Source organism: Martelella endophytica, from assembly GCF_000960975.1.
Taxonomy (GTDB): Bacteria; Pseudomonadota; Alphaproteobacteria; order Rhizobiales; family Rhizobiaceae; genus Martelella; species Martelella endophytica.
In genome coordinates this window covers 2,282,481-2,295,483 of sequence record NZ_CP010803.1, presented here as the reverse complement: position 1 = coordinate 2,295,483, position 13,003 = coordinate 2,282,481, and the positions used below count along the sequence as shown (strand labels likewise).

At 63.6% G+C, this 13,003-nt stretch carries 13 protein-coding genes; 7 read left to right on the top strand and 6 right to left on the bottom strand.

Annotation, left to right across the window (positions count from 1 at the left end; translation table 11 throughout):
* Positions 1–360: 360 nt before the first annotated feature.
* Complete coding sequence (locus TM49_RS10350) at positions 361–2,217, bottom strand: ABC transporter ATP-binding protein (protein ID WP_045685103.1); 1,857 nt, start codon at positions 2,215–2,217, stop codon at positions 361–363.
* A gap of 433 nt (positions 2,218–2,650) precedes the next feature.
* On the opposite strand from TM49_RS10350, the gene TM49_RS10345 reads away from it, so the two are divergent.
* Positions 2,651–4,609: an FUSC family protein gene (locus TM49_RS10345; protein WP_045681073.1), complete on the top strand. Its 1,959-nt coding sequence runs from the start codon at positions 2,651–2,653 to the stop codon at positions 4,607–4,609.
* On the opposite strand, the gene TM49_RS10340 is transcribed toward TM49_RS10345, so the two are convergent.
* Positions 4,578–5,414: an AraC family transcriptional regulator gene (locus TM49_RS10340; RefSeq protein ID WP_045681072.1), complete on the bottom strand. Its 837-nt coding sequence runs from the start codon at positions 5,412–5,414 to the stop codon at positions 4,578–4,580. The two genes, TM49_RS10345 and TM49_RS10340, sit on opposite strands and share 32 nt — an antisense overlap.
* Before the next feature lie 73 nt (positions 5,415–5,487).
* Between TM49_RS10340 and TM49_RS10335 the strand changes: the two genes are divergently transcribed.
* Positions 5,488–6,861: an SLC13 family permease gene (locus tag TM49_RS10335; protein ID WP_045681071.1), complete on the top strand. Its 1,374-nt coding sequence runs from the start codon at positions 5,488–5,490 to the stop codon at positions 6,859–6,861.
* Positions 6,862–6,897: 36 nt separating this feature from the next.
* On the top strand, positions 6,898–7,368 hold the full coding sequence (locus TM49_RS10330; protein ID WP_045681070.1) for a tRNA (cytidine(34)-2'-O)-methyltransferase: 471 nt from the start codon (positions 6,898–6,900) through the stop codon (positions 7,366–7,368).
* 2 nt (positions 7,369–7,370) lie between these two features.
* Here the strand turns inward: TM49_RS10330 and TM49_RS10325 are convergent, their stop codons facing one another.
* Entirely contained in the window at positions 7,371–7,625 is a 255-nt protein-coding gene (locus TM49_RS10325) for a hypothetical protein (protein ID WP_045681069.1), read from the bottom strand.
* Positions 7,626–7,741: 116 nt separating this feature from the next.
* Here TM49_RS10325 and hemF point away from each other — a divergent pair, with 116 nt between their 5' ends.
* The 3 genes from hemF (at position 7,742) to TM49_RS10315 (ending at position 9,285) form a co-directional block, all read left to right on the top strand.
* On the top strand, positions 7,742–8,653 hold the full coding sequence (gene hemF, locus TM49_RS10320; RefSeq protein WP_045681068.1) for an oxygen-dependent coproporphyrinogen oxidase: 912 nt from the start codon (positions 7,742–7,744) through the stop codon (positions 8,651–8,653).
* Positions 8,654–8,775: 122 nt separating this feature from the next.
* Positions 8,776–8,949: a hypothetical protein gene (locus tag TM49_RS23640; protein WP_158498623.1), complete on the top strand. Its 174-nt coding sequence runs from the start codon at positions 8,776–8,778 to the stop codon at positions 8,947–8,949.
* 153 nt (positions 8,950–9,102) lie between these two features.
* A complete protein-coding gene (locus TM49_RS10315) occupies positions 9,103–9,285 on the top strand; it encodes a DUF1059 domain-containing protein (protein ID WP_045681067.1) in 183 nt (60 codons plus the stop codon).
* 76 nt (positions 9,286–9,361) lie between these two features.
* On the opposite strand, the gene TM49_RS10310 is transcribed toward TM49_RS10315, so the two are convergent.
* Genes TM49_RS10310 through TM49_RS10300 form a run of 3 tightly spaced genes read right to left on the bottom strand, consistent with a single transcriptional unit; the run spans position 9,362 to position 11,861 of the window.
* The gene (locus tag TM49_RS10310) at positions 9,362–10,618 is read right to left on the bottom strand and encodes a CCA tRNA nucleotidyltransferase (protein ID WP_045681066.1); all 1,257 of its coding nucleotides are present in this window, start codon (positions 10,616–10,618) and stop codon (positions 9,362–9,364) included.
* Positions 10,615–11,253: an NUDIX hydrolase gene (locus tag TM49_RS10305; protein WP_045681064.1), complete on the bottom strand. Its 639-nt coding sequence runs from the start codon at positions 11,251–11,253 to the stop codon at positions 10,615–10,617. Before TM49_RS10305 ends, TM49_RS10310 begins: the two co-directional genes overlap by 4 nt.
* Entirely contained in the window at positions 11,250–11,861 is a 612-nt protein-coding gene (locus TM49_RS10300; protein ID WP_045681062.1) for a DUF1285 domain-containing protein, read from the bottom strand. The genes TM49_RS10305 and TM49_RS10300 overlap by 4 nt, the downstream gene beginning before the upstream one ends.
* A gap of 128 nt (positions 11,862–11,989) precedes the next feature.
* On the opposite strand from TM49_RS10300, the gene TM49_RS10295 reads away from it, so the two are divergent.
* Complete coding sequence (locus tag TM49_RS10295; protein WP_045681059.1) at positions 11,990–12,991, top strand: AAA family ATPase; 1,002 nt, start codon at positions 11,990–11,992, stop codon at positions 12,989–12,991.
* Positions 12,992–13,003 lie beyond the last annotated feature (12 nt).

Here is a 13,003-nt window from a genome sequence, read left to right as displayed (position 1 = left end):
TACAGGGATTCGCGGCTAGCAGGAATGTGCCCTTGTCAAATAGATGGACAGCGGCTGTTTTCTGGCTATGGCGGAAACGGTCGCAAAAACCGGGCCCGCATCAAACGGGCCCGCTACAGACTGCTGACCGAGCAGCAAGCTTTGACCATCATGTGTCATCGCCTTTTGTTCTTGTGTCATGCTCGGACTCGATCCGAGCATCCAGGCGATTGAAGTCTCCGAATTTGCAAAGATATATAAAGAACCTTTGCCGGGCGGCCTGGATCCTCGGGTCAAGCCCGAGGATGACCCGGAATGGGGAGACGTTTGTCAGCAAACTGAACCGGGCCCGCAAAAAGCGGGCCCGGTCAGCTTAACGTCTTACTCGGCGGCCTCGCCGGCTGCCGTATGATCATCCGCGAGGAAACCGCCGGACTGGCGGCGCCAGAGATCGGCATAGATGCCCTCGCCACTGGCGAGCTCCGAATGAGTTCCCACCTCGACGATCTCGCCCTTGTCGAGGACGACGAGCCGGTCCATCTCGGTCAGCGTCGAAAGGCGGTGGGCGATCGCGATCACCGTCTTGCCTTCCATCAGGCCGAACAGGCTTTCCTGAATGGCCGCCTCGACTTCGGAATCGAGCGCCGAGGTCGCCTCGTCCAGCACCAGGATCGGCGCGTCCTTCAGGAACACACGGGCGATCGCGATGCGCTGGCGCTGACCGCCGGAGAGCTTCACCCCACGCTCGCCGACATGAGCCTCAAGGCCAGTACGCCCCTGCATGTCGGAAAGCCCCTGGATGAACTCCCAGGCATTGGCGCGCTTGGCGGCCGAAATCACCTCCTCGTCGGTCGCTTCCGGGCGGCTATAGGCAATGTTGTCGCGGATCGAGCGGTGCAACAGGGAGGTATCCTGCGTCACCACGCCGATGTTTTCGCGCAGGCTGTCCTGCGTGACCTTCGACACATCCTGTCCGTCGATGAGAATACGGCCGCTCTCCAGATCGAAGAAGCGCAGCAGCAGGTTCATCATCGTGGTCTTGCCGGCACCCGAGCGTCCGACAAGGCCGACCTTCTCGCCGGGCTTGATCGTGAGCGACAGGTGCTCGATGATGCCGTCCTTCTTGCCGTAGTGGAACGAGATGTCGTCATAAACGATCTCGCCCCTGGTCACGGTCAGCGCCTTCGCGTCCTCCGCGTCGACCAGGTCGTGCTTGCGTGCCATCATCGCCATGCCGTCATAGACCGTGCCGATGTTTTCGAACAGCGCCGTCACTTCCCACATGATCCACTGCGACATGCCGCCGATCCGCATGACGAGGCCGAGGGTCAGCGCGATCGTTCCGACGCTGATCGAATCCAGCAACCAGAAATGGATCGCCAGCGCGCCAACGGAAAAGAGAGCGATGGCGTTGTTGAGGTAGACCAGGATCTGGAACTCGGTCACCCGGCGCATCTGCCGGTAGACCGTATGCAGGAACCCGTCCATGCCCTCTTTCGAGAACTGCTCCTCACGGCCCGCGTGCGAGAACAGCTTCACCGTGCCGATATTGGTGTAGCTGTCGACCACGCGCCCGGTCATCAGCGAACGGGCATCGGCCTGATCGGCCGAAATTTTCCTCAGACGCGGGATGAAGTACCAAAGCAGCGCACCATAGACCACGAGCCAGACGATCAGTGGAATCACCAGCCGCCAGTCGGCCGCGGCGACGATGAAGATCATCGAGGCGAAATAGGTCGCCACATAGACGAACATGTCGAGCGTCTTCATCACCGTTTCGCGCACGGCAAGCGACGTCTGCATCACCTTCTGCGACACGCGGCCCGCGAACTCGTTGGCGAAGAAGGTCATCGAGTGGCGCAGCACATAACGGTGCATCTGCCAGCGACCGATCATCGGCAGGTTGCCAAGCAGCACCTGATGGATCAGCAGCGAGCCGAAGGTCGTGAGCAGCGGCAGACCGACCAGCACCAGTCCGCCCATGAGCGCAAGGTGCCAGCCTTCATCGGCAAGAAAGGTCTCGCGGTCGGCCGTGGACAGCCAGTTGACGATATCGCCGAGGAACTGGAACAGGTAGACTTCCGCAAACGCGATCGTTCCCGCAACCAGCGACATCAGCACCAGCCACGGTGCTGCCGGCTTCGAGTAGTGCCACAGGAACGGCAACAACCCCTTGGGCGGCGTGGTCGGCTCCTCACGGGGATAGGGATTCACGCGGTTTTCAAACCAGCTAAACATGATCAGGCTCCAGACCGTCCCCGTCTTGTGACGACGATGCCAGATCGGCACGTATCCCGGCGCGACCTGAAATCAGGGACTGAGGGCGGCATAAGTCTGCCGCAGTACAATTTGACTAAGAGGAAAACAGAGAATTCGTGTGAATGGTCACACGAGGCGAGGCGCGGCCGGGCGGGTTGCCTGGGCTGGTGCTGCGCAGAGCATTACAATGTCAGTGATATCCATCATGCATGCTCCTTTCGCCGGCTAGAGAAACGCGGCCCTTATACCCGCACCACGCGTGTTTGACCAGTAGTGAATTGCGGTTCATTGCGTTTGGCCCGAACTGTTGCCGCCGCGCCACTATCGCGACCCCGGCTTGCCGAGCCCCCGCGGGAACGGGTAAAAGGCGCACGTCAGGCGTGGCAGAAAAGCGCGACAAGGTGGAGACGGCATGAATCCGGCAACCCGGTGGTTTCACAATCTGGCGCTGCTCAAGGCCTCGCCCTACAGGCCGTGGCGGCACGCGATCCGCCTCTCGCTCGGCACCGGCCTGCCGCTTCTCATCGGCGAGATGACGGGACACAAGGACGCGATGCTGTTCGTTGCGCTTGGCGCGTTCCTATCTGCCGTGTCCGTGCGCCTCGATCCCTATCCGGAACGCTTTCGCCAGCTTGCCATCTCCGCCACCATTGGCGCGACCGGCACGCTCATCGGCCCGCTCGTGGGTGGCCACGGTGTCGCGACGCTCGCCATGCTGATGGCGGTGGCGCTGGTCTCGGGGCTCATTTCCGGCTATGGCGCCGCCTTCTCGCTCGGCGCCATGCACATGCTGGTGCTGGCGATCGTCACCAGCCACGCGCCTCACGGGCTGCCCGTCTGGCTGGTGTTCACCAATGTTCTGATCGGCGCCGGCTTCGTCGCCGTCATGCTCGGCGTCGGCGCGCTCTTCGACAAGGACAGGCCGGAGCGGCGCATGATCGCCGATCTCATCACCGGGCTTGCCGAACTCGCCCGCGCCTCCGACGCCGTCGGCCGCGACGTGACGCCGGAAACCCGGGCGTTGATGATCGTCGCTCGCCGCAAGGTGACCGACGCGACCAAGGGCGCCTATGCCGCCCTGATCGAGAAGCGCAGCCACGGGCGCGCCCGCACCCGCGCCACGCAGCGCAGCGCCGAGGCGCTCTCGCTCATCAACCAGCTGCAAGTGACGCTGATCTCGCGGCGTGGCGAAGCGCTGGAGGCGGCAGCCGCCCGGCTCGATACCATCGCCGATGCCTATCAGAGGCATGCCCCGCCGCCGCCCGCGCCTGAGGGCGCCGAGGGCGAAGCACTCTACCTCACCGAACGTCTCGTCGCGACGCTCTGGAGAACGGCGCCCGCCGCAACGGCGACGGCGGAGCCACCCGAGGGCCAAGGCATCTTCTCTGCCGGTCTCTTCACCCACCTCGCGCGCAGGCTGACGCTTGGCCGTGCGGTCATCATTGCCGCGCTCAGGCTGTCGCTCAGCGTCGGCATCGGCGTGGCGGTGACACAGTGGGTCACCGGCGATCACAATTACTGGCTGCCCCTGACGGTGGCGCTGGTGCTGAAACCGGATTTCGGCTCGGTGTTCCTGCGCGCGATCCATCGCAGCATCGGAACGGTTGCCGGCGTGCTGGTCGCGATCGCCATTGCCGCGGTGGTGCCGAAGGGGATCGCCTACATTCCGATCATCATGGCGCTGGCCGCCACCCTGCCCTTCCTTGGCCTGCGCAGCTATGCGGCAATGGTGACCCTGCTGACGCCGGTGATCCTGCTGATGATCGATCTCGTGGCGCCGGGCGCGGTCTCTGATTATGGCCTGCAGCGGCTTTACGACACCCTGCTCGGTTCCGGCATCGCGCTCGTCTTCGGCTATCTGATCTGGCCACGATCGCAGGAAGCCGGCATCACCACCGCCTTTACGGCAGCGCTCGAACATGTGGCGACGTTCCTACGGGCGGCGACGGCACCCCTGCCCACCGACAAGGAAGCGCTGATACCACTGCGGAAGAACCTTGCCGAGCGCGAGTTCGCCGCGTTCCGGTCGCTGTCGGACCTAAGGACAACGCTCGAGCGCCTGATCGCCGAGCCGCCGCCGGCGGGTCGCGAGGCGGCATCCTGGTTCCCGGCCGTCGCCAGCGCCGAACGGCTTTGCGGGTCCACTGCCGCCTATGCCGAGGGTCGCCGCCTGGGCGATCCGCCGCCCAACGAGGCGCGCGCCAACCGTGCGATCGCCGCGGTCGCAGCCATTTCCGACTTTGTCAGGAATGGCGGAGCGGCGCCAAAACCCGAGGGCCGCGAAAAGGATGACAGGTTCGGCGAGGTCGAGGCCGAGATCGTCTGGCTTGCCACCTATCTCAATCGTCGTTCGGGCGGTCCACCGCGCTGACACCGTCACGCAGATAAGATTGCGGCGGCATGCCCAATGAGCGGCGGAAGGCGGCGACGAAAGCGCTCGGGCTGCTGTAGCCCAGCAGGCCGGCAATTTCGGCGCTGCTCTTGCCGCGGCTCAGGTGATTGACCGCCTCCATCAACCGCAGCCGGTTGCGCCATTCGGAAAAGCTGAGGCCGGTCTCGCGCAGGAACAGACGCTCCAGCGTGCGCGGGCCAGCGCCGGCAAACCGCGCCAGCGCCTCAAGCCCCGAGCGGTCTTCCGGCCGGGCCAGAAGCAGCGCCGTCACCCGCTTCAGCCGCGCATCCTCGCCGGCCGGCAGGCTGAGGGGTGCCGTCGGCAGGGTCGACAGTTCATCGATGATGACGAAGGCGAGACGCTGCAGGCGATCGTCTGCAATGCCGTCATCCGCAAGCGCCCGGAAGCGCAGGATGAGCTGGCGCATCAGCGGCGTCATGTGCAGCACTTCGCAACCTGCGCCCCTCACCTGCGGGACGGACGGATCGACATAGATGAAGCTTGCGGTCACGTCCGTCTCGATCAGCACCTCGTGGACGATATCGCCGGGAATCCAGACGGCGTGGCTCGGCGGCACCAGCCAGCGGCTCTCGCCCGAGCGCACCAGCAGGATGCCCGATACGGGCCAGAGAAGCTGGCCGCGGGGATGGCTGTGGGCTGGCCGGGCCTTGTCACCTGCCCGCCAGCTTTGCGCACGCACTGTCAAAGGACGGGTCGGATCGAGAACGGACCCCGGCCCCTCGTCATCCGGCACTTGTGACAGAAAAACGATATCGTTTGACATGATGTAGCAATTCCGTATCGACGAATCCTCCCTTAGGATGTATTTCAGCCAGAAACAACCGAACGTATCCTGCATGTCCTTCAAAAAACTGCTTGTCGCTGTCCTCGTCGTCGTCGCTGTGGCGCTCGCCGTCATTCCCCAGTCTGTGATGACGCCCGAGCAGGCGCGGACCCTCGGCATCGTGCTCGTCACGCTCAGCCTCTGGGCGACCGGCCTCGTGCCCGCCTATCTCGCCAGCCTGATCTTCATGGCGGTGACGCTGGTGCTGAAGCTGGCGCCGCCGATGGTGGTGTTTTCGGGCTTTTATTCCTCGGCGATGTGGCTGGTGTTTTCGGGCTTCGTGATTGCGGCAGCGGTGCGCGGATCGGGTCTCAGCACCCGCCTCGCCGGCCTCGGTATCCACATTGCGCACAGCCACGCCCTCGTCATCTCCGGCCTGTTCGCCATTGCCATGGTCCTGACCTTCGTGATGCCGTCATCTCTCGGCCGGTTCTTCCTGCTGTCGCCGCTTGCCATGGCGCTCGCAGACCGGATCGGCTACGGCGAAGGCACGAAGGGACGGACCGCCGTTGCGATCGCCACAACACTCGCCTGCCACGTCCCGGGCTTCACCATCCTGCCCTCGAACGTGCCGAACCTCGTGCTGACCGGCGCCGCCCAGACCATCTACAATTTCGACCTGACCTACGCGGAATACACACTGCTGCATTTCCCGATCCTGGGCCTGCTCAAGAGCATCATCATGGTCGCGCTGATTGTGTGGCTGTTTCCCGATGCACCGCGCCCTGCGGAAAGCGACGGAACGGATGAAACGACGCCGCGACTCGGCTGGCGGCAATGGTATGTGATCGCCGTGTTGGTCATCACGCTCGGTTTCTGGATGACGGATACGTTTCACGGCGTCAATCCGGCCTGGGTCGGCATCTGCGCCTCGATCGCGCTGATCTGGCCGGGTATCGGCCCGGTCGGACAGGCCGAATTCGACAAGACGGTGAATTTCGGCGTGCTGCTGTTCATGGCCGGCATCCTCGCCGTCGGCGCGCTCGTCAATGCCACCGGCCTTGGTGCGGTCATCGCCCACGGCATGGAGCATATCCTGCCGCTCAGCCCTGGTGCCGATTTCCTCAATTTCGTGTCGCTGTCGGCCATGGCCTTCATCACCGGCATCTTCACCACCCTGCCCGGCGTGCCGGCGGTGCTGACGCCGATGGCGGGCGAACTTTCCGACCTCACCGGCCTCAGCCTGTTCGCCGTGCTGATGACGCAGGTGATCGGCTTCTCGACCGTGTTCTTCCCCTACCAGTCGGCGCCGCTGATGGTGGGCATGCAGGTGGCGCGGCAGCCCGTCTCGGCACTGCTGAAAATCACCGTACCGCTGACCGTCATCACCTTCCTCGTGCTGCTGCCGCTCGATTTCCTGTGGTGGAGGCTTCTGGGTGTGCTTTGACTTGAGGCGCTGCCGTGCACCCGTTAAGGAAGCCGGATGAACCTCCGCATCGCCCTTTACCAGCCCGACATTGCCGGCAATACCGGAACCATCCTCCGGCTCGCCGCCTGCCTCGGCCTTTCCGTCGACATCATCGAGCCGGCAGGCTTTGCGCTGTCGGACAGCAATCTCCGACGCGCCGGCATGGACTATATCGCCAAGACCACCATGACCCGCCATGTCGACTGGGAAGCCTTCGAGCGCTGGCGGGCGGACAGCGGACGGCGTCTGGTGCTCGCCTCGACCAAGGCCAGTGTCGCCTATACAGGCTTTGCCTTCGCCGAAAACGATGTCCTGTTGTTCGGCCGCGAAAGCGCCGGCGTGCCGGATCACGTCCACGAGACGGCGAACCACCGCGTCCGCATTCCGATGCGGCCGGAAACGCGCTCGCTGAACCTTGCAATTTCTGTGGGGATGATCGCCGGCGAGGCGCTGCGCCAGACCGGCGGTTTTACCGGCCTCGAATAGGCTCAGTCGGCGGTGGACAGCCTGCGCATGGTGAATTCGATCCGGCCGTCATCGACAACCCGCCAGCTCTCCACCTCGGTCCAGTAGGCCGCCTTCGGATAGCTGTCGAACCATTCGCGCGCCTTGGCCCTAGCATCCTCACGCGTCAGACAAAAGCGTTCGCGCACGAAACCGTCACCGCGCGCTTGTTCCAGGCGATGGTTCCTGATGCGCCGCTTCAGCCCTTCCATCGAAGGTGGCTTTGGAACATTGGCCATTGCGCTATCCTTCAGTTTCCAAAGAAGATAAGATTCCCCTTCAAGGTTTGCGAGTCAAATCAGGTGCTTCGCGGCAGAACCGCTGGCGCCAAAAAGAAACTGCTTACGGAGCGACAATGGAACGGCCGCAATTGCCCGAAGGGCTTCCCGACGATATCGAGGCCCGCAAGAGCGCCGCGCGCGCCTGGTTCGAAAGCCTGCGCGACACGATCTGCAGCGGCTTCGAAACGCTGGAGAAGGAACTGACCGGCCCGCTCAGCGATCTCGAACCCGGCCGGTTCGAGGCAAAGGACTGGAGCCGCGAGAATGGCGAAGGCGGCGGACGCATGTCGGTGATGCACGGCCGCGTCTTCGAAAAGGTCGGCGTGCACACATCGACGGTCGAGGGCGAGTTCTCCGAGGAATTCGCGAAGTCGATGCCCGGGACCGAAACCGGCACACGCTACTGGGCGAGCGGTATTTCCCTGATTGCCCATCCGGTGAACCCGAACGTGCCGGCCGTGCACATGAACACCCGCATGATCGTCACCAAGAGCTGGTGGTTCGGCGGCGGCGCCGATCTGACGCCGGTTCTGAACCGCAGGCGCCGGCAGGAGGACCCGGACACGATCCTGTTCCACCGCGCCATGGAAATCGCCTGCAACCGCCATCAGGCCGTCGTCGACTATCAGAAGCTGAAAAAGTGGTGCGACGAATATTTCTACCTGCCGCACCGCAAGGAGGCGCGCGGCATTGGTGGCATCTTCTTCGACTGGCAGCATTCGCCGGACGAAAAGGGCGGGCCGGACGCGGACTTCGCCTTCGTTCAGGATGTCGGTCGCGCCTTCAACCTGATCTACCCGCGGCTGGTGCGCAGCAACTTCAATCACGAGTGGTCTTCGGAAGAACGCGACGAGCAATTGGTGCGTCGCGGCCGCTATGTCGAATTCAATCTGCTGTATGACCGCGGCACTGTTTTCGGGCTCAAGACCGGCGGAAATATAGAGGCAATCCTGTCCTCGATGCCGCCTGTCGCAAGATGGCCTTAAACTACATCGTTACAGTTAATTTTTTATCAAAGAAATGCCTTGTTCGCCTTGCAGGAAAGGGGTCTACTGACCATGTCGGAATGTAGACTTGTAACGCAAACTTGCTCGGGAGGAGCAGGACCATGGCAGACAAGATCAAGACTACCGAACACAAAGCTGAATCGGCAAAACAGCAGAAACCGAGACCGCAGAAGGTCGCGGTGACCGATGACAGCGATTATGCCGCCCACATGGCAAGCCAGCATGGCCGCCCATGCGAATCTTCGGCGGTTTTCGAGGCCTGGGCTCAGCACTGAAATCGGTGCGCATGAGCCCGGCATGAAGCGGATGCCGCCGGCCTAGCATTCCCCCTCCGGCGGCCTCCGCAAAATCCGTTCCCAAGCCTTTTGCGCGAACAAATCGCGGTACCAGGCGTTTTACAGGGAACGACGACAACAAAGGAGGAAACCATGAAACGTTTTGATTGCGGCACACTCGTTCCCGGATGCACCTGGCATGCCCGTGCCGAAGACCAGGCGGAAGTCGTCCGCCGCGCGGTGGAGCATATGCGTACCGCCCATGGCGAGACCATCATTCGGGAAAACATGGTCGACAACATCAAGGAACGCGTCAAGGACGAGGAAAACGTCTGACGCCGCCCATGATCGTTAAGTCGATCTTGAAAGCCAAGCAGTGCCCGGACCATGTCCGGGCATTTTCATATCTGCCTCACCTGTCCGCCCTGATCGCAGCAAGCCTTGCTTCGAGCGCGGCGCGATCTGCCGCGAAATCGCCGGCGATCCACCAGTCTTCCAGTGCTGCCAGCAACGTTCCGACCTCCGGACCAGCGGGCACGCCAGAAGCGACGATGTCGCCGCCGCCGAGGGGCATTTCGGGCCTTGTCCAGTCTTCCGCGAGAGCCACGAGTTTGGAGAGCCGCCCGGCCTCGGCCGCTGCTTCGAGATCGCCTGCGGATGCCTTGGCGCGAGCGGTCGCAAGCGCCAGTTTCAACCGCATCGAAAGGCCCGTCCGTCCGTGACGATAGAGAAGGCGCGACAGCGCCCGGCCGCTCGCCGGAATGGCCGGCGCTGCAGCAAAGGCCAGCATCTGGTCGCGTTCGGCATTGGAAAGTTTCAGGCGGCGTGCGAGCTCCGAAAGCCGCCTTTCGTCCGGCGGCACGATCGCGGCAAGCCGCAGCATCGGATCGGCCGGCCAGCCAAGCGCCCTTTCGGCGTCGATCAGGCCCGGAGCGGCATCGATGCCCCATTTTTCCGTTTCCGGGACGATGATGGTCAAGATCCCGGTCTGGCGCATCCAGAGCAGCGCCCGCGACGGATCGGGGGCCGACAGCAGCTTCTTGAGTTCGCTCCAGACGCGTTCGGCGGAAAGCGTCTTCAGCCCGTCGCGCAGCCGTGTTGCCGCCTTCAATCCTGCCGCATCCGGCCGTCCGCTGCCATACCAGGCGAAGAAGCGGAAGAAACGGAGAATGCGGAGATAGTCTTCCGCAATGCGGGTCTCGGCCTCGCCGATGAAGCGCACGGTCTTGGTCTCGACATCCGGCAGCCCGTCGACAAGGTCGATGACATTGCCCTCGGCATCGGCATAGAGTGCGTTGATCGTAAGGTCGCGCCGGGCGGCGTCTTCCGCCCAGTCCGTGCCGAAACGCACCGTCGCATGTCGGCCGAAGGTCTCGACATCGGCCCGAAGCGTCGTCACCTCGAACGGCTTGCCATCGCAGACGACCGTCACCGTACCGTGCTCGATGCCGGTCGGAACCGGCTTCATGCCGGCGGCCTTGGCCCGCGCGGAAACAGCCTCCGGCAGGAGGGTCGAGGCCATGTCGATATCGCCGACGGCCATGCCCATCAGGGAATTGCGCACGGCGCCGCCGACCACGCGCGTCTCGCCGCCATCGCCGTTGAGGACAGCCAGAACCTTGGCGAGCCGGGCGTCCTTGAACCAATCCTGTTCCGCAACCGTCTTCACGCGTAAAGCCTTTCGTATATCGTTCTGACGATGCCGGCGGTAATCCCCCAGATCCGGTATTCGCCATAGTTAATTTCGTAGTAGTTCCTGAGCCTCTCGCCGAGCATGGCGCTTTTGCGCACGTGATTGTTCGGGTTCATGAGGTAAGCCAGCGGCACTTCGAAGGCGACATCGACCTCGTCGGCATTGAGCGTCAGCGAAAAGCCGGGGCGCACCACCGAAAGCACCGGGGTGATGCGAAACCCCGTGCCGGCGAGATAGACCGGCAGCCGCGCCACCGGTTCGACAAAGCCACGGTCGAGGCCGATCTCTTCCTCGCTCTCGCGCAACGCGGCATCTTCGGGCGAGCGGTCATCGGGGTCGATGGAACCACCCGGAAAGGCGATCTGCCCCGAATGCTTGCGGAGCTTTGTCGCACGCCGGGTGAAGATCACCCGTGCCTCGCTGCCATAGTCGACCACCGGCACCAGCACCGCCGCCGCCCGCATGTCGAGATCTTCATAATAGGCGAAAAGGTCCGGGTTCAGCGCATGATCGCCATGGTCGCGCCAGGCTTCCGCCTCCGGCCGGCCGCGCTGACTGAGCGCGCGGTCACGGAAGGCGCCGGCGGCATAAGGTGAAAGCGGCGCGTTCAAGACAACGCCTCCAGCTTCGCCATCGGCATGACCGGGAAGGTTTCGCCGGAAGAGCGGATGACGAACATGTCCTCGCCGGCAATCTCCGCCGTCTCGCCGAGCGCCATCAGATCATAGGTGAGCGCACGGGAAAACAGTGCCTCCAGCCGGCCGCGGATCAGCACATAGGGCTTCAGCCCATCATCGGTATCGAATCGCAGCAGATGACTGGAATCGATGGTCGCCACATCGCCGAGATTCGTGCGCACGGTGATGACCGGCGCCTCTTCAGGGCCACTCTTTTCCATGCCGACAGCCAGAAACGGCGCATCCTCGACCCGGATACCGACCTTTTCCACCGGTGTGACGAGATAGGTGCGGCCGTCTTCGTCGCGGCGCAGCACGGTCGAGAACAGCCGCACCAGCGCCGGCCTGCCGATCGGCGTGCCGCCATAAAACCACGATCCGTCGCGGCGGATTTCCATGTCGATATCCCCGCAAAACGGCGGATTCCAGCGTTCCACCGGCGCTGGCCCGCGGGCGCCGGCATCGCCGCCGTCGAATTGGCGCGCGATGGCGGCGGCCAGTCCTGCCGCGTCCGTCGTTGCCATTTTCCCGGCATCCGTCATTTTTCCGTCCCAGTTTCCGGTCGATTATCCATTGCTCTCGAAATAGTCATTTGAAAGCGGCTTGTCAGCCGCCAGCAGGTGATTATCCTTTTCACAGCATCACTTTCCAAAGCCGTGGAGACAGTCGAATGGGTCTGATGGAGCCAAACACCGCCACAGATATCGTCGCCGAGGCCGAAAAGGCGCTCGAGGATATCGGCCGGGTGCGCGAGGAAGTCTCCAAGGTCATCTATGGCCAGGAGAGCGTCGTCGAGAATGTGCTGCTCGCCATCCTCTCCGGCGGCCACGCGCTGCTGGTCGGTGTGCCGGGCCTGGCGAAGACCAAGCTTGTCACCACGCTCGGCACCGTGCTCGGGCTTGATGCCAATCGCATCCAGTTCACGCCGGATCTGATGCCCTCCGACATTCTGGGCTCCGAAGTTCTGGAGGAAAGCGAGGCGGGCCGCCGCTCGTTCCGCTTCATCAAGGGCCCGGTCTTCGCCCAGCTTCTGATGGCCGACGAGATCAACCGCGCCTCGCCGCGCACGCAGTCGGCGCTGCTGCAATCGATGCAGGAATATGCGGTCACCATTGCCGGCCAGCACTACGAACTGCCGCGCCCCTTCCATGTGCTCGCAACCCAGAACCCGCTGGAACAGGAGGGCACCTATCCGCTTCCAGAAGCCCAGCTCGACCGCTTCCTGCTGCAGGTCAATGTGGGTTATCCCGACAAGGCCGCCGAACGCCGCATCCTTCTGGAGACGACGGGCGCCGCCGAAGAGCACGCGAGCCCGGTCATCACCGCCGAACGGCTGATGGAAATCCAGCAGCTCATCCGGAAGATGCCGGTCAGCGAGACCGTGCTGGAAGCCATCCTCGATCTGGTGCGCGCCGCCCGCCCCGGCGAAGGACATGAGGACACAGACCGCAATGTCGCCTGGGGCCCCGGTCCGCGCGCCGGCCAGGCCCTGATGCTGACGGCCCGCGCCCGCGCGCTCTACGAGGGACGGCTCGCGCCCTCCGTCGACGACATCCGGGCGCTGGCAAACCCGGTTCTGCAGCATCGCATGGCGCTGACGTTCGCCGCCCGCGCCGAGGGCATGACGGTCAGCGACGTCATCGCCTCCATCGCCGCCCGCGATTTCAACTGATAGCCGAGGGGC